This is a genomic window from Microcoleus sp. AT3-D2, assembly GCF_036705715.1.
GTDB lineage: Bacteria > Cyanobacteriota > Cyanobacteriia > Cyanobacteriales > Microcoleaceae > Microcoleus.
Window position 1 is genome coordinate 95,192 of the sequence record NZ_JAUBVE010000012.1, and the last position, 25,257, is coordinate 120,448.

17 protein-coding genes are annotated in these 25,257 nt (G+C 46.9%); 10 read left to right on the forward strand and 7 right to left on the reverse strand.

The genetic code is table 11. The features are described 5' to 3' along the window. From QUB44_RS07955 to QUB44_RS07970, 4 genes are all read right to left on the reverse strand, one after another. Nucleotides 1–3,925: DUF4347 domain-containing protein (locus tag QUB44_RS07955; RefSeq protein ID WP_333365262.1), on the reverse strand; the 3,925-nt coding region annotated here is incomplete at its 3' end. Nucleotides 3,926–4,381: 456 nt separating this feature from the next. Beyond that, entirely contained in the window at nucleotides 4,382–5,260 is an 879-nt protein-coding gene (locus QUB44_RS07960; protein ID WP_333365265.1) for an inositol monophosphatase family protein, read from the reverse strand. A 98-nt stretch (nucleotides 5,261–5,358) separates the two neighbouring features. Beyond that, nucleotides 5,359–6,483, reverse strand: coding sequence for a cupin-like domain-containing protein (locus tag QUB44_RS07965; RefSeq protein WP_333160686.1), 1,125 nt, complete (start codon nucleotides 6,481–6,483; stop codon nucleotides 5,359–5,361). Nucleotides 6,484–6,715: 232 nt separating this feature from the next. Then, nucleotides 6,716–7,573: a PfkB family carbohydrate kinase gene (locus tag QUB44_RS07970; protein ID WP_333160688.1), complete on the reverse strand. Its 858-nt coding sequence runs from the start codon at nucleotides 7,571–7,573 to the stop codon at nucleotides 6,716–6,718. Between the two features lie 49 nt (nucleotides 7,574–7,622). Between QUB44_RS07970 and rsmI the strand changes: the two genes are divergently transcribed. Together rsmI and QUB44_RS07980 are read left to right on the forward strand one after the other, a co-directional pair. Continuing rightward, the gene (rsmI, locus tag QUB44_RS07975; RefSeq protein WP_333160690.1) at nucleotides 7,623–8,504 is read left to right on the forward strand and encodes a 16S rRNA (cytidine(1402)-2'-O)-methyltransferase; all 882 of its coding nucleotides are present in this window, start codon (nucleotides 7,623–7,625) and stop codon (nucleotides 8,502–8,504) included. 77 nt (nucleotides 8,505–8,581) lie between these two features. Further along, the gene (locus QUB44_RS07980; protein ID WP_333160692.1) at nucleotides 8,582–9,799 is read left to right on the forward strand and encodes a glycosyltransferase; all 1,218 of its coding nucleotides are present in this window, start codon (nucleotides 8,582–8,584) and stop codon (nucleotides 9,797–9,799) included. Nucleotides 9,800–9,975: 176 nt separating this feature from the next. Here the strand turns inward: QUB44_RS07980 and QUB44_RS07985 are convergent, their stop codons facing one another. Further along, nucleotides 9,976–10,968, reverse strand: coding sequence for a DNA cytosine methyltransferase (locus QUB44_RS07985; protein WP_333160694.1), 993 nt, complete (start codon nucleotides 10,966–10,968; stop codon nucleotides 9,976–9,978). 151 nt (nucleotides 10,969–11,119) lie between these two features. Here QUB44_RS07985 and QUB44_RS07990 point away from each other — a divergent pair, with 151 nt between their 5' ends. Then, the gene (locus QUB44_RS07990; protein ID WP_333160696.1) at nucleotides 11,120–12,385 is read left to right on the forward strand and encodes a folylpolyglutamate synthase/dihydrofolate synthase family protein; all 1,266 of its coding nucleotides are present in this window, start codon (nucleotides 11,120–11,122) and stop codon (nucleotides 12,383–12,385) included. Between the two features lie 5 nt (nucleotides 12,386–12,390). Here QUB44_RS07990 and QUB44_RS07995 read toward each other — a convergent pair whose 3' ends face one another. Both QUB44_RS07995 and QUB44_RS08000 read right to left on the reverse strand, forming a co-directional pair. Next, nucleotides 12,391–12,966: a Uma2 family endonuclease gene (locus QUB44_RS07995; RefSeq protein WP_333365269.1), complete on the reverse strand. Its 576-nt coding sequence runs from the start codon at nucleotides 12,964–12,966 to the stop codon at nucleotides 12,391–12,393. Between the two features lie 394 nt (nucleotides 12,967–13,360). Continuing rightward, entirely contained in the window at nucleotides 13,361–14,644 is a 1,284-nt protein-coding gene (locus QUB44_RS08000; protein ID WP_333365272.1) for a sugar ABC transporter substrate-binding protein, read from the reverse strand. Between the two features lie 380 nt (nucleotides 14,645–15,024). Between QUB44_RS08000 and pilM the strand changes: the two genes are divergently transcribed. The 7 genes from pilM (at nucleotide 15,025) to QUB44_RS08035 (ending at nucleotide 25,041) form a co-directional block, all read left to right on the forward strand. Further along, on the forward strand, nucleotides 15,025–16,119 hold the full coding sequence (gene pilM, locus QUB44_RS08005) for a type IV pilus assembly protein PilM (RefSeq protein WP_333160910.1): 1,095 nt from the start codon (nucleotides 15,025–15,027) through the stop codon (nucleotides 16,117–16,119). 420 nt (nucleotides 16,120–16,539) lie between these two features. Further along, nucleotides 16,540–17,436, forward strand: coding sequence for a PilN domain-containing protein (locus QUB44_RS08010; protein ID WP_333365275.1), 897 nt, complete (start codon nucleotides 16,540–16,542; stop codon nucleotides 17,434–17,436). Continuing rightward, nucleotides 17,433–18,233: a pilus assembly protein PilO gene (locus tag QUB44_RS08015; protein WP_333365277.1), complete on the forward strand. Its 801-nt coding sequence runs from the start codon at nucleotides 17,433–17,435 to the stop codon at nucleotides 18,231–18,233. Before QUB44_RS08010 ends, QUB44_RS08015 begins: the two co-directional genes overlap by 4 nt. A 482-nt stretch (nucleotides 18,234–18,715) precedes the next feature. Continuing rightward, on the forward strand, nucleotides 18,716–21,103 hold the full coding sequence (locus QUB44_RS08020) for an AMIN domain-containing protein (protein WP_333365280.1): 2,388 nt from the start codon (nucleotides 18,716–18,718) through the stop codon (nucleotides 21,101–21,103). Nucleotides 21,104–21,827: 724 nt separating this feature from the next. Then, the gene (locus tag QUB44_RS08025; RefSeq protein ID WP_278187376.1) at nucleotides 21,828–22,136 is read left to right on the forward strand and encodes an HU family DNA-binding protein; all 309 of its coding nucleotides are present in this window, start codon (nucleotides 21,828–21,830) and stop codon (nucleotides 22,134–22,136) included. 15 nt (nucleotides 22,137–22,151) lie between these two features. Further along, entirely contained in the window at nucleotides 22,152–23,291 is a 1,140-nt protein-coding gene (gene cobD, locus QUB44_RS08030; RefSeq protein WP_333365283.1) for a threonine-phosphate decarboxylase CobD, read from the forward strand. Nucleotides 23,292–23,565: 274 nt separating this feature from the next. Beyond that, entirely contained in the window at nucleotides 23,566–25,041 is a 1,476-nt protein-coding gene (locus QUB44_RS08035; RefSeq protein ID WP_333365286.1) for an NAD(P)/FAD-dependent oxidoreductase, read from the forward strand. Nucleotides 25,042–25,257: the final 216 nt, after the last annotated feature.

Here is a 25,257-nt window from a genome sequence, read left to right on the forward strand (position 1 = left end):
CGCCCGGTTCTGCTACAGTGCCACCACCGCCGATCGGTTCTGGCGCTAAATCGTTATCAGCGATCGCCACTGTCACGCCCGGAATCGCGATCGCACTATACTTACTATCAGCACTCTGGGCCGTATGAGAAATACTGCCTCTATGATTTCCTTCAAAAACCGCATCGTCTTTCGCCGTTACAGTCACTGGTTTCGCCACATTCCAGTTAGTAGAGTCAAAAGTAACATCAGCGATCGCCTGAATCTGATTACCTGTTGTGAGAGTGATAGTAACAGAGGCGCTCGGCTGGCTGTTGAGTTTGACTGTATAACTGCCATCCGCGCCGCCTTCTGTAGCAGTTGTGCTCGTAGGTGTAATGCTGACACCTGCTGTGTCGTTGTCGGTAATCGCTACATTTACATCCTGAATGGTCTGACCGCTATACTTAGTGTCGTTACTGGTAACAGTGTGAGCGATCGTACCGCTGTGCGTACCTTCGGCTTTGCTATCGTCGGTAGCGGTGACAGTGACTGTTTTGGCAACATTCCAATTTGTGCTGTCAAAGATAACAGGGGCGATCGCATTTATTTCACTTCCGGCATTAAAATTAATGGTAACAGGCGCGATCGGCTCCGACGTTAACTCGATCGCATAACTGCCCGTCGCCCCGCCTTCTGTAGCAGTTGTTGCCGTGGGAGTAATAGAAATACCAGCCGTATCATCGTCTTTATTGCTAAGACTAACATCCGCTACATCTTTGGCGCTGTAATTCGGATCTGTACTAACAGTAGCCGCCGTGATAATCTTGTAGTCAATATCGCCGTCACCAATGCTATCGTTAAGCCCTGTTACTGTTACCGGCTGCGCTGTATTCCAGTTAGCCGGAGTGAAAGTTAAGCTATTAGTCGAAACTGTTCCCTCGGCAACATTGTCACTGATCAAACCGATAGTCACATCAGCAGTCGGCTGAGTATTCAAAACCACAGTAAAGTTAGCCTTGGTGCCATCTTCACCAGTAGTTAATCCCGCCGTCGGATTCACTGTAATTCCCGGAGTTTCATTGTCACTGTTGGTGACAGTCACATCATCAGGATCGAGGTTATTGAAATTAGGATCGGTACTCACAGCAGCAGCCGTGACAATTTTGTAAGGTTGAGGGCCATCAGCTACCAAATCGTCAACACCACTCACTGTTATTGTTTGCGGTTCATTGTAGTTAGCAGAAGTGAAAGTTAAGCTATTAGTGGAAACTGTTCCTTCGGCAAGATTGTCACTTCTCAAACCGATGGTAACGTCAGCAGTTGGTGCAGCGTTTAATTTGACAGTAAACTCTGCCTTTCCGCCAGCTTCGGTTGTTGATATTCCCTTTGGACTGACTGTGATGCCGGCAGTATCATCATTAGTAATAGTTGTGGTAGCGGTAGCCGTCGCAATAGTCGGTGCGCCACCCGGTGAAACTGAATTTGATAAAGTAATAGCAACAGTTTCATCCGGTTCTATATTGCCATCTCCCAACACATCCAAAGTAATATTTTTGGAGGTTTCGCCCGCAGCAAAACTGATTTTACCAGTGGCAGCAGTTGCCCCAGAAGTGCCGCCGATATTGTTGTAATCAGTGCCGTTTGTCGCAGTGCTGGTAATCGCATAATCTACTGTACTCCAAAGTTCCGTGCTGCCGCTGCGAGTAATAGTAAATGTGGCAGGAGTAGCGCCGGAATTTCCTTCGGTAACGGTGGGATTGTCTGCGACAATTGAGTAAGAACTATTCCTATCCAGTATTGCCAGTGTCACTTGACTCGTACCGCCGGCAACACCGCCTGTAATCGCACCCAAATTGAGAACTAACTGTTCGTTACTGTCAACGATATTGTCAGCTTTAATAGTTACTGCAATATTCTGGGTGAGAGTAGTAGTGCCGGCAGAGAAAGTAAGGGATGTAGTTGAAAGAGTGTAGTCTGTATCTTGAGTAGCTGTGCTACTGGGGTCGATGACAATTGGTACAGTTACAGCACTTAAGGGAGTGCCACCGCTGATAGTAACCGGGACATCAATTATTGTGTCGGTCGTGCCTTCAGTGACGTTGTAAGTGTTGCCTATTTGGGGAGGAACGAAGGATACCGTATTGGGTGTATTTAGCAAAACAGAAACGTTATCTGAACCGCTGTTCGCAATTGCCAAATCCGGGAGAGTGTCACCATTAAAGTTGCCGGCAATAATGGACGCTGGACTTGTTCCCGCAGCAAAGTTAATGGGTGCACTAAAACCGCCACTGCCATTGCCTACTAAAATTGCAGCGCCGCTGGTTCCTGTTACTGCTAAGTCAAGTATGCCGTCTCCGCTAAAGTCATTCACCACAATGCCGTTAAGCCCTGCCCCTGCGTTAACAGTAGTAGCCGGGCCAAAGCCGCCAGTGCCATTTCCCAATAGAATTGACACACTGTTAGAACCGCCGTTAGCTGTGGCTAAGTCGAGGAAATTGTCTCCGTTAAAGTCCCCACTTGCGATCGAATTTGGACCTTGCTCAACCCCAAAGTTAGTAGCTGCACCAAATCCGCCCGTGCCATTTCCTAACAGAATTGAGACATTATTAGAGAGGCCGTTGGCAACGGCTAAGTCGGCGAAACTGTCAGCGTTAAAGTTGCCTACAACAACGTCAGCCGGAATCGCACCAACATTGAAATTAGTGGCAGCACCAAAGCTGCCAGCACCGTTTCCCAACAAAATTGAGACGCTACCAGAAGCACCTTGAGGGTTAGCGTTTACCACCACTAAATCGAGGAAAGTGTCCGCGTTAAAGTTTCCGACAGCTATTGAAAGGGGAGTATTACCCACATTGAAATCATTGCCTACATAGAAGCCACCAGTGCCATTTGCTAACAGAATTGAGATATTACTACTATTTACTACTGCTAAGTCGGGGAAGTTGTCATCGTTAAATAGTCCCGAAGTGACGTAAAGCGGACTTGAACCTACGGCAAAATTGGTAGCTGTGCCAAAACCACCTGTGCCATTCCCTAACAAAATTGAAACGTTATCGTCATTCTGGTTGGTTACTACCAAGTCTGGGAAAGTATCAGCGTTGAAATCCCCTACATTAATACCTTTGGGACTTGACCCTGCGCCAAAATTTGTAGCTGCATCAAAACTATTCAAAACATACTCGTAACCCGCTAACACTTCGGGTTCAAATACCAGCGGCGTTTCTATTTTCCCGGTTCTGACTTCCAGTTCCCAGTCGCCGCCCTTTGCTACACTTCCGGTGAGATTTTGGGAAGCTGCAACGTTTGTATTTGTGAGTTGGGCAATTCGTTGGATGAAGGCTACACCGTCTATATCTCTGGCGTGTTCATTATCTATGGCGTATTTATCATCTATGGCGTATTCATCCGATCCGCCGGGGGTTGAAACCCCCGTCTCATAGCGAAAGTCCTCTGAAGAGGACTGTTTATTGAGGTTGTTTCCAGTCGGTTTCAACCGACTTGAGCTTTGAGCCGGGGAATTCATTCCCTGGCGGACTTTCGGGTAAGCAGTCGGTTTCAACCGACTTGAGCTTTGAGCCGGGGAATTCATTCCCTGGCGGACTTTCGGGTAAGCGCCAGAGGCTGATGCGACATTACAACCGTAAATCAGAATGTCCGCATCAACAGTTAAAGCACTCCGCCACTGCTGCAATTTCTCGGAATAAGTTTCCACATTATCTGCACTCAAGCAGCCATTACCCAATTGCAAGCTACCCGGAGCACCGTGAGAAACGATGTGAATGCTGTCAATATTGGTACGAAGAGCTAAAATTTGAGTAATTTGGTCGATCGCATCTTTATTCCCATCCAAAACGACTACTTCCGTACCCGCTTTTACCCCGGCGACTAAACTTTGATAATTTTCTACTTGAGTGTCGATAAAGGCGATCGCACTTGGTGAAACTTGATTATTTAAATTTGGCATAATACACCTATTGATAGCTAAAAAAAGACAATAATTTCCCTGTTTCGCCACTTGCGTCCGAAACATTTCTGAAGGTTGTAGTAACCATAACTGTTTTTTATGAAAATCTATATAAACTTTTCTTTATAAACACCTTTTTATTTAAAGTTTTGATAAAGATGGGGGAATTTATTAAGTAATATTACGGATGAGCCATTCTGAGGCAGATTAGATAACACAAAAACACTTCAATTGCAAGTGTAATGAGACTGAAATATTAAGAACGGGATTTTTGATAGATATCTGCGATGCGGTTGGGCAGTTCGTTTCAACCCTGGCGGACTTTCGGGCAAGGGTGGGGACGGGTTTAGGAGATAATTGGTATTAGGCAATTATTTTTAGTAAAACCCGCCCCTAAAACTTATTCGTTACCATCTTTACGAGTGATTCCCTACGGGATAGCTTCGCTTCACGGACTTACTTCAAACCCCCATCTATCCCCGCTAAAATCTGCTCAGCTTGCCCGCACAAAGCAGCGTGACAGCAACCATTACTCGCCAACAATCCCCCCCACTGACTCACATCTCCCCGGTTATATTGCAAAGTAGAACCGTCAAAACGAGTAAATTGACCGCCCGCTTCAGTCAAAATTAATTCGGGCGCCGCTAAATCCCAATCTTTGGGCGCAGACTTTCCCGAAAGCGCAATATAAACATCAGCCTTTTGTTCGACAATTGTCGCAATTTTACAGCCGATACTGCCGACAGCTATTTGATTTTGACAAGGCAGTTTTTGTAACAATTGATTAAAGCGATCGCCCCGGTGGCTGCGGCTAGTTACTATAGATAAATCTGCCACTATATTTCGCGCCGAAACCTGCAATTTGACAGCAGAACCGTCCCGACTTTCCATAAAAGCGCCAGCATCTTGCACCGCGTAATAAATCTTTTGCTGCTGGGGCCAAGCCACAACTGCTAATACCGATCTTCCCTCGAACGCTAAAGCAATATGAACTGCAAATTCACCTGTCCTGTCAATAAAATCTCGCGTTCCATCCAACGGGTCAATAATCCAAACCCAACTTTGAGGTAAGGGAATTTGACCGTTAGTTTCTAAATAAGATTTGTAAGTTTCTTCGCTGAGATAGCCAAATTCTGCATTCCCTAAAGCCGATTGCAATTCGTCTAGGATGTAAGAATTGACAGCGACATCGGCGGCGGTGACGGGGCCATCTTTTTTCTCTTGGATGTCGAGGTTAGGAGTGTTGGAATCCTGGCGATAATAGGATTGTAGGATATCTGATGCACTCCAGGCGATCGATCGGGCAATTTCGCTGATTTCTTCGAGAGTTTTCATGAGTTTCTTGTTTGTGAACCGCAGATGAACGCCGATTAACGCAGATTTCTGTAGGGGCGGTGTCCCCGTGCCCGCCCCGGGGAACCATACATTAGCAATTACCAATTAATATGAGGATATTTCCATTCATAATAATTAGGAAACACAAAATTAGTAAAAGAAACCGAAATACTAACCTCCAATGATTTTACATGGTGCCACCAACCGACAGGAATAAAGATAGCTTCTCCCGGTTCCAAAATCACTTCAATAATTTTCGCATCTCTGTAAAGTGGGTATTTGTCATAATCCGGATTTTCGCCGTCCACCTTGCTGAAAACTCCGACGTGATTATAAAGCAGAGGTGTTTGTTGCGGAGAAATCAACTTAATTAGTTTGCGACCAGACACTTGAGCTAAAATTAAATTAACTGGGTCATGGTGCAGCGGTGTAATCGTGCCTTTGGGCCCGAACCAAAAGAAAACTCTGCCTTTTGTATCCGTTGGATTGAGGTATTCAGGGAAAATTTCAATGTCGTTGAATAAGGGTTTAAATTCCTCTCTTTCCAGAGTTTGGTTGTTAGCAACCATGTAGTAGTCGTTGCTAGGCCCGCCCTTGACCACCATCTCTACATATTTGCGGAACAAAACAATTTTTTTGTGATTTTCTATCTTGATTTCGTAATTTGGGTCAGAGTTGCGGTTGGCTTGAATTTGTACCTCTGCATCGCCATATTTTTGCTGTAAATACTCCGGCGTCCACAACTGCAACGCTTTCCAGTTGTGCATAATATTGGTAATAATTACTGGAGTATTTTTTGCATAGTAGTTTTCGAGAAAATACTCTCTAGAAAGGCTGCTTTTGCGTTCGATTGTGCCAAACTTGGAAGACAATGCAGCTAATTGATTGCTAATCCTGAGATGCGATTCTAATTTCTGCAATAACTGCACGTACTGACTACCTGCTTGAAAGTAGGGATGAGATGATATTTCCCTAACTTCTGCGGTGGCTGTTTCCGCATCTATGCCGGTATTTATTAGTCCTTGAATGATTTCTGCATCGGGTTGATTTAATAATTTGTTAGCCGCCACCCACTGTTTCATATTGTCGGGAAGTTCTTGTTTGCTTGGGGTGAGTAGATTGGGCAAATTTTGTGTCAGCCATTCTAGGTTAACTTGCTGCTGTTCTGTTAGGGTAATCCGCAAAGGGGGAAGGGTGATAGTTAGAGGTTGGGTGTCAGACATGATTCGGGTATGTTGTTTTGGGAGTGTTTTGTGTGACTTTAACTTGTCTTACTAATATAGCAATTTTGTTAACGAACCGCGAAGGCGCTAAGGGCGCGAAGGAAGAGAAGAGAGAATTTCACAAATTTTGTCGAGGTTGCTGTCAGGATTTTAACTCAACAAGTGTTGCCAGTTCAAGTTTTCTAGCTTTGAGCGGTTTTAACCGGATAGTTTGGTTAATTTTAATTTAAAATTAACTCTTATTCATCCAGGCGCGGGTTCCGAAGCTTTTGCAGGAATGGGAAGCGATTTTAGATGCAGCGGTGAGAGTATCGGTAAAGTTATTTTGCAAAATGTAGTGACAGAAAGCCCCGTGAAAGATGTCGCCAGCGCCTAAAGTGTCTGTGGCTTGAATTTGAGGTACTTCTATAGTGCCGTAAGTGCCATTGCTGAGGTATGAAATTGATTTTTCGCCGCGAGTGATGGCAATATTGGGAATTCCTGCGGCTGACAAGTAAGCAAAGACTTGTTCGGAATTGTCGCAGTCTGGTGGATGAAAGTTATCCGAACATACCGCCCATTCAATAAAAGGTAAGATTTCCTCTAATCCGGGTTTCCAACTGCCACCGTCGAGGACAATGGGAATGTTTTTTGACTTGGCAAGTTGAGCAATTTCTTGGCTGGCTGCGATTTGATGTCCGTCAACCAGTACAATATTAACGGATGTTAAAATATCCTGGTTAATTGTTTGACTGTCAACTTGCGATTTCGTAGCATTGATGGAAATTACCGATCGATCGCCCGTTGCTTCAGTTACAATAATCGAGGAAACTGGCGGCGAGTGTGATCGCCCCGGTTCCAAATCAATTATCCTGACATTATACTCCGCTAAGTCTGCACGAATTAATTGGGCGATCGCGTGAGTGCCCAAAACGCCCGCTAATACCGCCGCATTCCCCAAATAGCTAAAAGTGACCGCAGCATTTGCCGCCGGCCCGCCCGCAGCAATGGTACAATCAGAAGCAACAACTTTCTGATTTTCACCCGGAGGCTTCCCTGCCAAATAAACTAAATCTAAAGTCGCCAATCCCAAGAATAATCCCGTTTTCATATCTGCGTTAATCCGCGTTCATCTGCGGTTAAAAAATCCCAATCTTAAAATGCAAGCAAATCCCACCACAGGAACATTTTACATCGTAGGAACCCCGATCGGCAACCTGGAAGACATGACATTTCGCGCCATCAAAATCTTGCAAAAAGTAGACTTCATCGCCGCCGAAGATACCCGCCATACAGGCAAACTCTTGCACCATTTTCAAATCAAAACTCCCCAAATCAGCTATCACGAACACAACCAAAACCAGCGACTCCCCGAACTCATCGACAAACTGCTTTTAGGCAAAGATATCGCCCTCGTCACCGATGCCGGAATGCCGGGAATTTCTGACCCCGGATACGAGTTAGTCAAAGCCTGCGCCGATGCTAATATTAACATTATTCCGATTCCCGGCCCGACCGCCTGCATTGTTGGCATAACTGCATCAGGATTACCCACAGAAAGATTTGTATTTGAAGGTTTCTTACCCGTGAAAGGTCAAGAACGCCAACAGAGTTTAGAAGCTTTACAAATAGAATCCCGCACTATAATATTATATGAATCTCCGCACCGATTGCGGCAAACTTTACAAGATTTAGCAACTACTTTGGGAAGCGACAGACAGATTGTGCTGGCGAGAGAGTTAACTAAAATGCACGAAGAGTTTTGGCGTGGTAGTATAGAAAGTGCGATCGAGCTTTACAGCAATCGCGAACCCCAGGGAGAATTTACCCTCCTAATTGCCGGCATCCAAACAGCCGCACCAATATTTTCTGAAGACGCCATCAAAGCAGAATTGCAAACATTAATTGCAGAAGGCATAAGTCGTTCCCAAGCCAGCCGCCAGCTAGCGCAACAAACATCCCTCCCCCGCCGCCAAATCTACCAACTCGCCCTCACAATTGGCGACAATGAATCATTAGAAAAACCCGTGGATGAGTTGTGAAATCTCTCTTCTTCTCTGCGCCCTCTGCGCCCTCTGCGGTTAAATAAAAAAAGCTAGATACTCACACTCAGAATTATATGGTACGCGGAAACTACGATCGACAAAAACCATATTTACGCAACCCCCACATCAACAAACCAATCGCCGAAATTTATGCAGACTTAGACGCCTTTACCTGGGAGATATTTGAAGACCAACCCCACCGCTTCGATACCGTAAGTTTCTACGTCTTGCTTCCCCCACTGTTTTATGAAGGGCGTTTCATCAAAGGAATTTACTTCAGCGAAGCAGTCGAACTCATAAACAAACTATTTCCCCAACTTTCATCAGTATTTTTCTCCTTCACCTATTCCCCCGGAATCTCCTACTCCTGGGCCCCCATAGCTGACGCCTACTCCAGCTTATACAAAAACCCACAGCGAGAAAAGTGGTTTCGCGAAACTTATGTCGATCGCGCCCACAAACCAATCATACCACTGCAAGACACCGACTTCATCAACGAATACTTAATTTCCCCGCGCAACGTCCCCGCAAAAGACATCGACCTCCTCGCCGTCGCCCGAATTTCCGAAGAAAAAAATTTGCCAATCATAGCCAAAGCCTTAAAAGTTTACCGCCAAAAATATCCGCAAAAACCGATTAAATTAACAGTAGTCACCGGCCACGAATTTGATGCTAGAAACCTAAAAACTCTCGACCAGTACGCCTTACAAGAATGGCAACAAGTCGAGGCAATTTTAGACAATCCCTCCGACTACATTAACTTAGTACCAAGAGTAGACTACTACAGCGAAATCCCCACATATTATTCGCGAGCCCAAGCATTCGTCCTCGGTTCCCTCCTCGAAGGAAAAAACCGGGGAATTACCGAAGCAATGAGTTGCAACGTACCAGTAATTTGTTTTGAAGAATTCAACCAATACGCCAGAGGAAACTCGCCTGTTTTCCCCGAAGGTGCGGGTCTTTACGCCAAATTTGACCCGGAATCTCTCGCAGATACTATATATACAGTATTGGAAAATCAAACAGAATTCAAACCGCGATATCAGTATTTAAAACATTGCGGGCGCAAGAACTTTTTCAATACTTGTATAGACAGTTTTCCTTACTATCAGCACAATATTCCAGACTACAAACAAGGAGATGCGATTAACAATTTGTGGCTAGATTTAGCTGTTCAGCAAAATTATCAAGTTAGTTTGAATAGCTTTTTGTACGGAGGTTCTCCATTGTCTCATATTCGCGGGACAAATGCGATTCAGCAGAACCTCGGCGAGTTAACCAAGTTTCAATGACAGATAATTCGGAATGATGAAACCACAGAGGACACAGAGGACACAGAGGAAGAGAAGGGAGAGATGAATAATTCTGATGTCAACGGGATTCGAGATTAGTCTTCATAGCGAGGACTTTCGCAAGCCCCGTGGAATTCATTCCCTGGCGACTGGTAGATGGCCGGCTTAAGTTGACACTAATGCCCTATGACAATATCCGCACAAATCTTACTTGCCAAAACTCTAGCCAAATTCACAGGAACAGCATTGCCGACCATTTTGTATCCATCAGCAATATACTTATACTTAAAAATAAAATTATCCGGGAAAGTCTGAACTCTCGCGCACTCTCGCACAGAAAGCCGACGGTAAGGCTGAGGTGAATTGGGGTCAAAAATGCGTTTGTCTTTACCAACCAAAATCATTTTACTAGCTTGAGGATGGAGAGGTGCGTGTCTGCCACTTGCCTGAATTGTAAAAGAAGGTTCTGACCAACTTCTAACTCGATTGCGCGACATATAAATGCTCGAAAACCCCAAATCCGCACATTCGTGATTTTTGACATAATCGTGATAATTATCTAATTTACCCTTAACTGACATAGGGGCGATCGCCTGCAAATCAAAAATCGCATCTTTCAGCGTCAAAACCTCGATTCCAGGTTCGGGAAACTCAAAACCAAAACCCAGAGTTTCCCGATAGCCAACAACAATCACCCTTTGCCTATCTTGCGGAACACCAAAATGTCTAGCATTCAACAACTTGTACGAAACCCGATATCCGATGTCCTCAAACTGCGATAATATATAATTGAAAGCATCCTTGTTTCTGCCAGCCAAAATACCGCTAACATTCTCAGCTAAAAAAAACAGAGGCTGCTTGTCCCGCACAATTCTGATATACTCCCAAAAAAGTTGACCCCGACTGTCATCAATCCCCCGTTTCGCCCCGGCTTCACTCCAACTTTGACAAGGAGGCCCGCCAATTATCCCAATACATTTGGGAATTTCATCAGATTTGATTTTTCTGATATCTCTGCGATCTAAAATAGTTTCAGGATGATTAAACTCGTAGGTATCCCAAATAGACTTATCATATTCATTCGCCCAAACCGCATTAAAGCCAGCGAACCGAAAACCCAAATCCAACCCCCCACAACCAGAAAACAGAGAGATAATATCTAAAGCCACCTTTTTTCATCCGCAACAAATACACTAAATCAATTATAAACCTCTCTTTTCTTAGATATCTATCTCTTTCTTCTCTCACTCTGCGCCCTCTGCGCCCTCTGCGGTTAATAAAAAAATATAATTCACACACAAACAGAACTTATCATCCTCAATGAATGCAGAATCCATCCTCCAATCCTACCAACATTTCGGCGTGCACCTCGGCTTAGAAAGAATTCACCAACTTCTCCAAAAACTAGACAACCCCCACCAACAAGTACCCATTATCCACATTGCCGGCACCAATGGCAAAGGTTCCGTTTGCGCTTATCTCTCTTCCGTACTAACAGAAGCAGGCTATCGAGTTGGACGCTACACATCCCCGCACCTAATCGATTGGACAGAAAGAATTTGCATCAACCAAAAACCGATTTCCCCAACAGAATTGCAACAGTGTCTAGAACGAGTTGTCGCCGCTACCGAAAACAACACCGAAACTCCCACTCAATTTGAAATAATCACCGCAGCAGCTTGGCTGTATTTCGCCGAACAAAAAACAGACATCGCAGTCATAGAAACTGGATTGGGCGGTAGATTAGACGCGACTAACGTTTGCGAAAAACCTCTCGCGAGCGTCATTACTTCTATCAGTCTTGAACACTGGCAAATACTCGGCCCCACCGTCGCCGATATTGCTGGGGAAAAAGCGGGAATTCTTAAAGAAAAATGTCCGGCAGTTATCGGAGAATTGCCAGAATCAGCTAGAATAGTAGTAGAAAAACGCATTCAAGAATTAGACTGTCCGGCAACTTGGGTAAAACCAGCAATAGATTTAGGACAAGGATTCGCAGAATATCAGTTAAATCAAAATGCGGTTAAAATAAAATATCAATTGCCGCTGCTGGGAAAAATTCAACTAATGAATTCAGCAATTGCGATCGCAACTTTGCAAATTCTCCAAAACCAAGGATGGCAAATTTCCCCAACCGCCATTGAAAACGGTATCGCCAAAACCCAATGGCCCGGAAGACTCCAGCAGACAACTTGGAAAAACCGCAATATATTAATTGATGGCGCGCACAACCCCGCCGCCGCGATCGCCCTGCGTGAATATGTCGATCGCCTGAACAATCACCCGTCACCGATTAGCTGGGTAATCGGCATTCTTGCGACTAAAGACTGCGATGATATTTTGAAAGCATTACTCAAAAAGGGCGATCGACTTTACCTAGTACCCGTACCCGATCCAAACTCATCATCCCCCGCAGAATTAGCCACCCTCGCTCAAATTATCTGTCCCGAATTAACACTCTGTCAAGCCTTCCCCGACTTAACAACAGCTTTAGATGCTGCTGTTACAGGTGACAACCTAACAATCCTTTGCGGTTCGCTTTATCTCGTCGGCTATTTTCTGCAACAACAACAATCCCAAGCTTAAACGCATCAGAATTGTGTTTCTTCCTCCGTAAAGATAGGAGGCCACAATTCAGAAACGGGCAATTCCCAACCGGGAAAAAGTTCTGCTACTGTTAAGATATCGCCATTTCCTAAAACAATCGGTTCACCTGTAGAGCGATAAATAGTCACTGTTTCTTCATCAGGATCGATCAGAATTCCGACGATCGCACCCAGCTCTATAAACTTCAAAACCTTGGTTTCTATAGGCTTAATGCGATCGCTCTGAGATTTAATCTCAACCACCAAATCGGGGACAAGTTCTCCAAAATAACGCGGACTTTGGCGCAAGCGGGCGGCGCGCACAAAAGAAACATCAGGTGCTTTGACATTCGTATCCGGCATGATGAAACCGCCTGCGGAGTCAAAGACTCTCCCCAAGCGACGGGGATTTATCCAAGCGAAAAGAAAGGCGATGAGACGGCTACTGATTTCACTGGATACGATGTCTGATGGTCCCACAATTGAAAGTCTCCCGTTGTCTAGTTCAATTTTGTAATCTAAACCCGCTTCGGAAAAAAGGGTTTGAACTTGGTTTAAATCTTTGAGTGTCATCGCTGGCATAAGAATGTTCTCCTATTCCTATCTGAGCTTTGATTTTAACACAAATCAAATTTCTGAATATTTGACGAATTCAGGCTATCTTCGTACAAATCATCAATCAAGCTTAATTGAGAAAGAGGCTCGCACGGGATAAATAAACCCGGTTCCTGGGATGAGCGATCGTTCTTATCAACAAACATTTACGTCTAAAATAGTCGAGATTGACTTATGCAGAGTTCTCCTCTGACTCCGCGTTGTGAAGAGGCGGTAATTTCATCATTCGATAATAACTTAAAAGCTTATATATTTGCCTATATATGGCGGCACAGATTCCCATTATTTAATAATACGTCAAGTGGCAGAAAAAAGCAAGGGGCGAGATCAAAAAAAATCCCGCCCCAGCTTCAATTAAAAACTACCTTTGATCCCAAGCCTTAGCCGCATCAGCAACAGCTTGGTCTACCGACTTCTCATCCAACATTGCCGCCTGCAAATTGTCATAAATCGCCTTTTGCAGCTTCTTAACATCCTTCAAAGGCGGAATCAATAGCTCGGCGGAACTCAACCCAGAAGCACTAACAACCCGAGCTTGATCGGCAGCAGGAGCATCAGTCGGAACGCTCTTAAAATAATCGTCCTGCAAAGCCTCAACCGTAGAAGGCAAAACATTAGCAGCCTTAGCAAAAGCCAACTGATTTTGAGAATTAGTGACGTACAGAGCAAACTTGACAGCATCATCAGGGCGCTTGCTGTCGCGAGGCACAACCAAATTCATCACCGCCACAGTCTTCTTACCTGTTTCCCCCGTAATTTGAGGCGCAGCAGCCGAAACAGCACCAATACTCGGAGCATTCTCAGCAATCGCCTTCAAAAACTGAGGGCCGGAAGCCAACAAAGTAGTTTCCCCAGCTTGATAAAGCTCGATCGCCCTGCGATGTCCCTGCACCAAAACATCCTGCGGCAAAAGTCCGTTTTTGTACAAATCTACCCAATACTGAAAAACAGCCTTGCCCTTATCAGTATTAAAAGCCGCCTTGCCTTTAGCGTCAATCAAAGGCACACCCATCTGCACGAAAGATTGCAAAACTTCCGCCGAATCTTCCGGCACAAAAGTCACAAAAAAAGCAAACTTACCAGTCTTTTCCTTCACCTGCTTGGCAACAGTTGCCAACTCGGCATAAGTAGCCGGAGGCTTAGCAATTCCCGCCTTCTTCAACAACTCCGTATTGTAAATTGTCACCCCAGTCGTGAGATACCAAGGAATGCCAAAACTCTTGCCGTCGAGTACGCCAGCTTTCCAGATATTTGGCAGATAGGTCGATCGAACTTGCTGCGGAATTCGAGAATCCAAATCCAGCCAAGCATTGCGTCCCGCCAACAGCGAAGCAAAATCGGGATTGAGGTTAACCACATCCGGCGCAGTTTTCGCCGAAACAGCCCCCAAAATCTTGCTTTCCATCGCCGACCAAGGAACGTCCACCCAGCGCACCTTCACCCCCGGATTTTCCGCTTCAAAACCGGCGATCGTCTTGTTGAAATACTCAGTAAACTGAGGTTGAAGCTGCATAGTCCAGAACTCGATTTCCTGCGTATTATTTGCCTGGGAATTAACAGCCGGCTTGCCGCAACTCACCACCGCTGCCAGCAGCAGCCCCACCAGTCCAAAAACAGCAAACAGTTGCCAAGATTTACGTTTCATAGAATAAAATTTGAGAGTTATGGGAACCGTTAGACAAAAAAGAGATCGCCAGAATCAAGCGCGATCGAGTCAGTAACAGAGTTTTGTACCTGGACCCAGGAGCGAGATAGTCTGTTTTTGTGCAGAATCGGCTGGTTTTCGGTCAATCGAGCTGGAATTTGTTGACATTCGCAGCAGAATAGCTATTGTCAAGTAAATTGGATAGCATAAAATCGGAACTAGCGATCGCGCAACACAGACGGAGCTGCGTAGCTACGGCGGGATACCGAGATTACAGCACTCTTGCGGCCGTTGGAAACCAACCCTCCAACACGGGCCGCGCTGAATCAGGCTGGCCAACTACAAAAGAAAAAAATAGCAATTATCGGCGACCCAATCACATGGTTAACTTTTTCAAAGGTCTACTTTCCCAACGCCAGCCAGGAATCGGGATCGAAATAGCCCCAGACCGCATCAACATCATTCAGCTCGAAAAGAAAGCTCAGGCATTAAAATTAGGCATCCTAGCCTCAATAGAAGTTCCAGAAGACTATGTACAAGAAGGACAAATAGTCGATCCGCCGGGAATGGCAGAACTAATACGCGCCGTCCTCGCGGACAACAAAATCAAAGCCAAGCGAGTAGCCACAGCCATTCCTGGCCGCGAAGCCGTCATCCGCCTCATCCCAGTTCCAGCAGAGCTCAACGAAGAAGAACTGCGGGATTACATGAACGCAGAAGCAGGACTGTACTTGCCGTTTCCCAGAGAAGACGCCGACGTAGACTATCAAAAAATAGGCCTTTTTGTAGATGACGATGGAGTAGAAAAAGTGCAAGTCGTCTTAGTAGCAACCCGCAGAGAAGTTACCGACACATACATCGAAACATTCAAAGAAGCCGGACTGATTATAGACGTACTAGAAGTAACCAGCTTTGCCCTCATCCGCACCCTCAAAGACCAACTGCAACAATTTTCGTCCCAAGAAGCTGCTGTTCTCACCGCCATAGAATTTGACAGCACCGAGTTAGCTATAGTAGTGGACGGCATACCTCAGTTCAACCGTACCATCCCGATCGGCACCTACCAAATCCAGACCGCCCTCAACCAAGCCATGAACCTGCCACCAACCAGAGACACCAGCGAACTGCAAGGCATGACCCTGCCAGTCACAGATACAATGGGGGCATCGGGAGACGCCAATCCCGGCACAAATGCGATGATAAAAGTATTGGGAGAACTAGCAGACGAACTGCGCCGCTCAGTAGACTTTTACCTCAACCAGAGCGAAGAACTCGAAGTAGCGCAACTGCTGCTAGCGGGTCCGGGAGCTGCGATCGGCAAACTAGACGAATTTTTTATGCAAAGATTAAGCTTGCCCGCATCTCAAGTCGATCCCATCGAAACTCTAGGGCTAGAAATCAGCCAAGAAATTACCCCAGAACAGCGAGCAGGTTTAGGAGTCGCCCTAGGTTTAGGACTAAGGGAGGTTATGTGACCTAACAGTTGTAGATGAGAGAAAAACCGATTTGAAAATTTTAGGTAAAAGCCCCTTCCAAAAGAAGAAGGCAGAAAGCAGAAGGTAGAATAGTGGAGGTAGAAGGTAGAAGGTAAAAGGTAGAATATATCTGAGGTAGAAGCAGCCCCTTCCTTCAGTAGAAGGCAGAAAGTTGTTTCTTTCTTCCCTAAATAAATCCTTCACTTGTACCAGCAATCTTGGGTTCTGTCTAAAATCTAAAATTTCCCATTTAAATCTATAGCAACAGCCAAGACTGTTAGTACCTTCTTAATTGCTGAAACATAAGCGGTAGATCACTTTTTCCTTCTACCTTCTACCTCGTGCCTTCTACCTTCTACCTTCTACCTTCTACCTTCTACCTTGTGCCTTCTTCCTTCTGCTATAAAATCGAGTGAAGCCATGTACAGCCTAGATATTAATTTTCTCAACGACCGTCCCGACTACAAACCCGTTGCAGCCAAAAGCCCAGCTAAAAAAAGTTCAGGTGGAGCCAAAGACCAACTGCCCTTATATGGGGCGACGCTGTTTGCCATTGGCATCGTCGCCGCAGTCATGGGCGCCTGGTGGTGGGCGACTAACGAAAATACCAACTTGGCCAAAGAACAAGCAACCATCGATGCAGAACTGGCAAAGTTAAATACTCAAGCCAGCACCATCAAAGCCATCAACGCCGAAACCGACCAAGTTACCGCCGAATACAAAGCATTAGCTGGAGTATTCGACCAAATTAAACCTTGGTCGGCGATGCTGCAAGACCTCAGTGCCCGTACTCCGGCGGGAGTGCAAATTAACAAAATCGAGCAAATCGACCCAAGTCCCTCCCCCGTTGCAGCAGCACCCCCACCCCCCGCAGCAACCCCCGCCGCCTCCCCAGGGGCGAGTCCGTCTCCAGCCAGCCCCACCCCGGCCGCTGCTCCCCCGCCCGTCGTCCCGCAGCAGGCATCAAAAGTACAAATTTCAGGGATAGCCAGTACCTTTGCTCAAGTTAACGACTTTATGTTGCTAGTCCAGCGCTCTCCTTTCTTCCTTAACACCGATACCAAACTGATAGCGGCCACATTAAAAAACAACCCCGCACAATTACAAGTGCGTAACCAAAACGCAGCACCAGCAGAACTTCCCAAACTGCGACCGGTGGTGGAATATAAAATTGAAACGACGCTCAGCCCGACGGGGGCCTCCGAGTTGCTCCCCGAGCTGCGAAGCAAGCAAGCAGACGGGCTCGCAATACGGATAGAAACACTTCAAGAAAAAGGAGTGCTAGAAACACAAAAACCAGAGGTGAAAAAACAATGACAGCAAATCAGTTTATTCCCAGCGGCGCACAAGCAGAAGAGACAGGGGCTCAGGAAATATTCGGCATTAAGCTGACACCCCAAGTCCAAGCAATCGGCATCGCGGTTCTCGGCCTCCTCCTTGCCGGCGGCCTCGGCTACCAGTTCGTACTCCCGGAATTCCAAAAAGCCGACGCATCCAAGCAAAAAATTAGCGAAAGCAAGCAAACACAACTGCAATTGCAAACTCAAATTCAAAAAAAGGCAGAAGCAGAAGCCAAGCAAGAAGAAGCAAAACAGCGCCGGGCCAACGTGACGGCAATGTTTGCCAGCGACGCCAGCGCCAACACGCTTTTGCTTGACATGACCCAACTCGTTAATAGAATCAACGCCGGCGTGCAAGGAGATGACCTCAAGGCTAAAATTACCAAATTTGAGCCCGATATGCCGCCAGCAGCAGCAACCGCCGCGCCGGGAGCTGGAGACCCTGATATTCTCAGGGATACGTCCTTCGGACCGTCCCTGGCTGGCAAGCTCAGACGCAAAAAATTTAAGGTAGAGTTTGAAGGCACTTTCGCTCAAACCCGCAATTTTATGCGTAACTTGGAGTTGATGCAGTCCCTGTTGGTAGTTAGGAATTTGAAATCTGAATTGCTAGCATCAAATCAGCCAATTGAAGTTGATTTTTTGAAAGGGAAAATAGTTCCTGTAGAGCAGCCACCAACTAAAATTAAAACTGCTTTTGACTTGCACGCCCTGCTGCCGTTAAAGCAAGAAGAAAAACCGCCAACTCCGGCTCCGAGTCCTGGTGCTAAGTAGCGGTAGTTTGGCGGATAGATATTAGCTATTGTTCCAAACTCGCTCTTTCACAAGAAGGGAGAAGGCAGAAGGTTGAAATTGGAAGATTGAAGGTAGAAGTCAAAAAATTATGAATGCCACAAAAATATTTTTTATAGGGCAATCAAAAATTTTCTCTAAAACCAAATTTCTTCTAATACCAGTTTCAAAAAGTAATGAAACTGTATAGCAATCCTTGCAGGAGTCGTAATTTTTTACCCCACCCCAACCCTTCCCTTACAAAGGGGAGGGAGTAAGAAACCCACAAATGATGCGAGGATTGCTGTAGGATAGCTTCTAACCCTGATGTCATCAGTTATTCCCAATCGAAAATAGAAAATCGAAAAGGGCATAAATTCTTCCTTCTTCAAAAAGGCTCGAACCCTTGAATATTTTAGTCAGTTTAGCAGCTAGCGACAAAAGACTGCGAACAAAAAATAACACAGTGTAGTTGAGGAGAGAACGTGAAACAGCATCTACGGTTAAGTGGAGGACTCTTATGCAGCGTTGCAGGAGTTCTGATCGCCCAAGCCCCCGTCTTGGCAGTGCCGACTCAAGTCACAGGAGTGCAAGTAAGTCAAGCTAATAATGGCATAAATATTGTCATGGCGACAGAAAAGGGCGATCGCCCGCAAGTTTTCGCCATCAATAACGGCAATACTTACCAAGCCACAATTATCAACACCCAGCTCCGCTTGCCACAAGGCAACAGCTTCCGTCAAGATAACCCCGCTCCGGGCATTTCTTCAGTAGAAATCAGCCAGGTAGAGGCTAACAGCATCCGCGTTGTGGTGGCGGGCACCAACGGAGTTCCCAACGGACAAATTGTGCCGGGACAAGGCCAAAGCATCGTCCTTAGCGTTGCCGGACAGGGCGGTACAGCACAGTCTGCCCAAACTGCACCTCCGCCGCCTCCGGGACTGCCGCTGAGCCAAACCGCTCCCCGGCCTGCTCCCCAAGTCCGCACGTCGCAAACCCCAGGCGTGATGCTGCCAAATCCCGAAGTTACTGTTACCAGGAACGATCGCCCGCCCCTCCCCAGCGAGATTCAATCTCAAAGCAATCAGGCTGCACCTTTCCAACAGCGGGCCGTTGCTCCGCCCTTGGGAGATATCGCAGTGTCTAACATCGCCCCCGGTGCGGGAAATATTGAACTGAGTTCGGGAGAACGCATCCCCCGCTTGGTGCTGCGGGATGCCCCAGTCCGGGACGTTTTGGCTCTGCTGGCCCGCGCTGCTGGCTTGAACATTGCTTTTACAGGCGGCGGGGCCTCTGCTCAACCGGGCCAGCCCGCAGTGCCTGGTCAGCCGGGAGCCTCCGGCTCAGATGAAGGGCCGAAGATTTCTTTGGACATCGAAAATGAGTCGGTGCAAGATGTTTTTAATTATGTGCTGCGGCTCAGCGGGCTGCAAGCTAACCGGCAGGGGCGGACGATTTTTGTCGGTACTTCGCTGCCGATCGACTCACGCAATATTATCATTCGGACTCTGCGGCTCAATCAAGTTCGGTCTACGGATGCAGCTAACTTTTTGAGCGCTCAAGGCGCGGAAAGTCAACTGCCGATTACTCGGGTGACGATTCAAAGCGTGGGCCAGGGAAATGCGGCGCGGGATGTGGAAATTAGGGAACCGGACATTAAGGCGATCGGCGCTACCCAAGGCACCGGGCCGCTCTTGCTGAGGGGACTGTCGGTGCTGGCGGATGCAAGGCTCAATTCCATCACTTTGGTGGGCGACCCGCGCAAAGTTGACATGGCTGTGGCTTTCTTGACACAGCTAGATTTGCGCCGCCGTCAAGTCGCTGTCAACGTCAAGGTGATCGATATCAACTTGTTGGGAGACAACCAAAGTAGCAGCAGTTTCTCTTTCGGAATTAATAACAATTTCTTTGTCAATGACGACGGAGTAGCAAGTCTCAATTTTGGCGGCAGCGCCCCTCCTACCAGGCAGTTTGGGGACACGGGTGGCATAAATCCTCGACCGATCGTCCCCAATCCAGTAGAGGGGGACGTTTTCTACGATGCGAACGGCCGGCGTATCGTGCCGTTGACAGGTCAAGGTCTCGATACCGCCGCCAAAGGTGTGTTCCTCCGGCCCACAGCCCCAATTACTAATGACCCTACGCGAGTTGGAATTACGGATTACGAGCCTGGATCGGCAACCACTTCGGGAAGTGCAGATTTCGGCTTGTTCCCGCTGTTCCAGTATCCGAGGAGGTTCCTGTCGGCGTTGCAGGCAACTATTCAGAGCCGGAATGCCAAAATCCTGACCGATCCGACTCTGGTGGTTCAAGAAGGAGAAACGGCGAATGTGAATATTACTGATGAGGTGATTACTAACATCACATCGCAAACGCAGACTACTGGAAATACAAGTAACCAAACGGTGACGGCTGTCAAAGACAGGGCTGGTTTGCAGTTGGGGGTGGCGATCGATCGAATTGACGACAACGGTTTTGTCTCTCTGCGGGTGAACCCGATTATCAGGACACCCGGCAACACTCAAATCCTTTCGACTGGCGAGAACGCCAATAGTATCACTCTGCTGGGCGAGCGATCGTTGCAATCCGGGCTAATTCGCCTGCGGGACGGTCAGACTTTGATTGTTTCGGGGATTATCCGCGACGAAGAACGGGTTACAGCGAACAAGATTCCGATTTTGGGAGATTTGCCGATTATCGGTTCGCTGTTCAGGAGCACCAGTAAGGCCAACCAGCGAGCGGAGTTGATTGTATTGCTGACTCCGCAGATTTTGGATGATAGCGATCGATCGAACTTTGGCTACCAAAACAACATTAGTCCCGACGCGCGCCAACTGTTGCAGCGCAGTCAGCCCGTCCAGCCGAGACAGTAGGAACTAAGGAAAAATGCCTTGCTGTCAACTTTCCACGCTCTTTCCCCTGAGTCCGACAGTCCGACAGGGGTTGAAACCCCTGCCTCAAAGCTAAAGTCCTCGCTTCCAAGGACTAAAGAACTCATTAGTCCTATGCAAGAAGACTATCAATCACTCTTTCAGTCGTCTTCAGACGACTTCAGCTATGAGACAGGGACTTCAGTCCCTGGCGGGTTTCAGTCCCTGGCGGGTTTCAGGAGAATGAAACAGCCCTGCCCACGGGGGAAAGAAAGATGGGAAAGGAAGAAGGAAGAATGAAAAGACTTTTCCTTTAGCCCTTGACAAATTACATTTTATTCCTTCTATTTCTCCTTTTTTTCTGCTTTCAAATCCACCGAGGCGAGAAATCTTCTCTCCAAGGTGGTATTTTTTTACCTAAATTTTGGGATTAATTAAAAAAATTGTCCAAATCCATATAAATTAAAGGTTCCACCGATCCATAACGGTCGGCAAGACTTTAGAATAATGCAGTGAAAATTAGATGCTGTGGGGTTTTCAGCAGTTAGAAACAAAAATTCCTTTTCTGACCAATTATCCTAGGGTAATTGGTATTCAGCAGGAGTTGTGATTCGGGGAAGCGGACGGGAGCAATCGGGAACCACCCAAACCTCCCAAGCCACACCTCAATCCAGTTGATAACTCACGGCTAATAGTTGAACTAACTCTGTTTAACGTAATTTTGCAAATCCAGAAGGAGTTCGCAATGAACAAAGGTGAATTGGTTGATGCAGTCGCGGAAAAGGCTAGCGTGACGAAAAAACAGGCAGATGCTGTTTTGAGTGCCGCCCTCGAAGCAATCATGGAAGCTGTCTCCGATGGCGACAAGGTGACGCTGGTCGGTTTTGGCTCGTTTGAGTCGCGGGAACGCAAGGCCCGCGAGGGTCGCAATCCCAAAACTGGCGACAAGATGGAAATCCCGGCAACCAGAGTTCCTGCATTTTCCGCAGGGAAGTTGTTTAAGGACAGAGTTGCACCGCCGAAAAACGCAGAATAACTGGCGAACTGAGTCTTGATTAGACCTGTACACGGTGGGAATTTAGCTTGGGCAGCCGCACTGGCAGGCTGCCCTCCCTCTGCTATTCTCGATTTTTCTGCGAGTATCAGTCCTTTGGGCCCTCCTGAGTCTGCCCTGGCTGCGATTCAAGCACACTTGAGCAGTCTGACGGCTTACCCTGATCCGGATTATGGGGAGCTCAGGACTGCTTTGGGGGAGGCTTTGAATGTTGACCGGGATTGGATTTTGCCGGGGAATGGTTCGGCGGAATTGTTGACTTGGGCGGCTTGGGATTTGTCGAAGCTGGAGGCGACTTATTTGGTGACTCCGGCTTTTGGCGATTACTGGCGGGCTCTTTCGGCTTTCGGCGCGCAGGTGCTGAAATGTCCTTTGGAACTCGAATCGTTGGACGCAGAGGCTGGAAGCCGGTTAGGAACGGATGATTTTTCGGTTTCTAACCGTTCCCTTGTCTCCCCTTCTCTCCGTCTCCCGGTTCCTCTTGCTCTCGATGCCGATCATCGACGAGGTTTGCTCCTGAACAACCCGCACAATCCTACGGGTTTGCTGTTTGGTAGGGAGGCGATTTTGCCTTATGTGAAGCAGTTCGGTATGGTGGTGGTGGATGAGGCCTTTATGGACTTTCTACCGCCTTCTGAGCAGGAAACTTTGATCGATGCTGTTGAGGAGTTTCCTAATTTGGTGATTTTACGATCGCTCACTAAATTCTATTCTCTGCCGGGACTGCGGTTGGGCTGCGCGATCGCCCATCCCGATATTCTGCGCCGCTGGCAGTTACTGCGCGATCCTTGGCCTGTGAATGCTTTGGCTGCTGCTGCTGCTGCTGCTGTGGTGCGAGATACTGTTTTTGAGCAGCAAACTTGGGATTGGCTGCCTGTTGCTCGCCGAGAGCTATTTGAGGGTTTGGCTAATTTGCCAGGTTTGCAGCCTTTTGCCGGGGCGGCTAATTTCTTGTTGGTTAAGGCGTCGATGTCGGTTTCTTCGATTCAAAAAAGTCTGTTGGAACGACACCGGATTTTGATTCGGGATTGTTTGAGTTTTCCTGAGTTGGGCGATCGGTTTTTTCGGGTGGCTGTGCGCTCTAGGGCGGACAATCTGCGGCTGATTGCTGGACTTAAAGAAGTCATTAGTCATTAGTCATTAGTCATTAGTCAGTTGTCCGTTTACAGTTGTCTGTTGTCAGTTGACAAACCGATTTTATTGGTCGTTCGAGCGCACTTCCCAAGAAACCCAGTTTCTCTGATAAATCTTGGATTTGGCAGCGAAGTATCTAGGAAGAAACCGGGTTTCTGACCCCGCGCGCCGATCGTCATAAACTAATGACTAATGACTAATGACTACTGACTACTGACTAATGACTAATGACTACTGACTACTGACTAATGACTAATGACTACTGCCTTCTTTATTTATGCTTGACTATGATTTAGTGATTATTGGTGGAACTCCGGCCGGACGTTATGCTGCTTTGACTGCAACTAATTTCCCGGCCCGCGTTGCTTTGGTGGAACCGCTAAGTAATTCGCAAGATTTGCCTACTGGGGGGAAAGAGTCGATCGACCTTGGTTTGAGATACAGCCAAACTTTGAGGGAGGCTGCTCGTTTTGCCCAGCAGATCAGCCGCCAGCAGTTGGGACTTCGCTGGGAAGTCGCTAATTCCTCTATGCCGCTCAAATTGCGGTTTGACGGGGTTCTAAAGTGGGCAGATGATGTTGTTTCTAATTTGTCAGAAATTGATTCTCTCGGCCTTTTGGCTGCTCGCGGGGTTGATGTTATTTTTGGCAACGGCGAGTTTGTTGCGAAACCGGATTTGGCTTTTGTTGCAGGTGGGCGTTCATTGCGATCGCTCTGTTATTTGCTAGCTTGTCCAACTTTGCCGGCGATTCCCAATATTGAAGGACTTTCGTCTGCTGGCTTTTTTACTTCGGAAACTGTCGGGCAATTAGCAAAACTTCCCCAGTTGCCTAAAAGTTTGGCTGTAATCGGTGCCGATCCCAGCGGTGTTGAAGTGGCTCAAACTTTTGCTCGGCTAGGGGTTGCTGTCACTTTGGTGGTGAAAAGTTCGCACATTTTGGCTAAAGAAGACCGGGAAGCTGCTGGTTTGGTGCAAGCTGGAATGGAAGCTGAAGGAGTGCGGATTCTGACTGCAACTGAGGTGACTCAAGCTAGGGTGATTGAGGGTAAAAAGTGGATTCAAGCAGGGCCAAGGGCGATCGAAGCTGAGGAGATTTTTCTGGCTGCGGGTAGAGGACACAATTTTTCATCGTTAAATCTCGAAGTGGCTAAGGTTAAATTCAGCGATCGGGGGGTGATTTTAAATGAAAAGCTCCAAACAACTAATCACCGCATTTACGCGATCGGCGATGTTGCTGGGGGTTATCCGTTCCCTCACATCGCTAATTACGAAGCAGCAGTTGCTCTAAAAAATGCTTTGTTTTTGCCAATGTTTCAAATAGATTATCGCGGGATTCCTTGGGCGATTTTTTCTGATCCCCAGTTAGCGAGAGTTGGCTTGACAGAAGCGCAAGCAAGGCGTCGTTTTGGAGACGATCTGATTGTTTGTCGGGAATATTTCAAAAATGTTGAAAGAGCTCAAATGTCCGGGGATACAACTGGTTTTTGTAAGATTGTCGGGCGTCGCAACGGGGAGATTTTGGGAGCGAGTATTGTGGGACCGCAAGCTGCTGAGTTGATTCACGCGATCGCTTTGGCTGTGCGTCACGGGATGAAGGTTGAGGCGATCGCCGAACTTCCTTATATTTGGTCGAGTTTTTCGGCAATTAATGGTCAAACTGCTGCTGTTTGGGAGTCGCAGCGCTTGGGCAGAAACACTTTTAAGCATAATTTGTGGGAGAATTTGTTTCACTGGCGCAGGTATTGGAAGTGAAACAATCAAAGGGGTAATTGGTAATTTGTAATTGGTAAGTATGTGAGTGGCAAAATATAATTGACTTGGGCTAATTCCATAGTCTGCTTCTGAATTTTGGCATTAAATGCCTGATTCACTTACAGCACTTTGCTTAACGATTAGGTACAGTAGTAGAGGTGGTAAAAAAGAGAAAAATGAAACCCTACTCCCTAGATATGCGTCAAAAGATCGTTG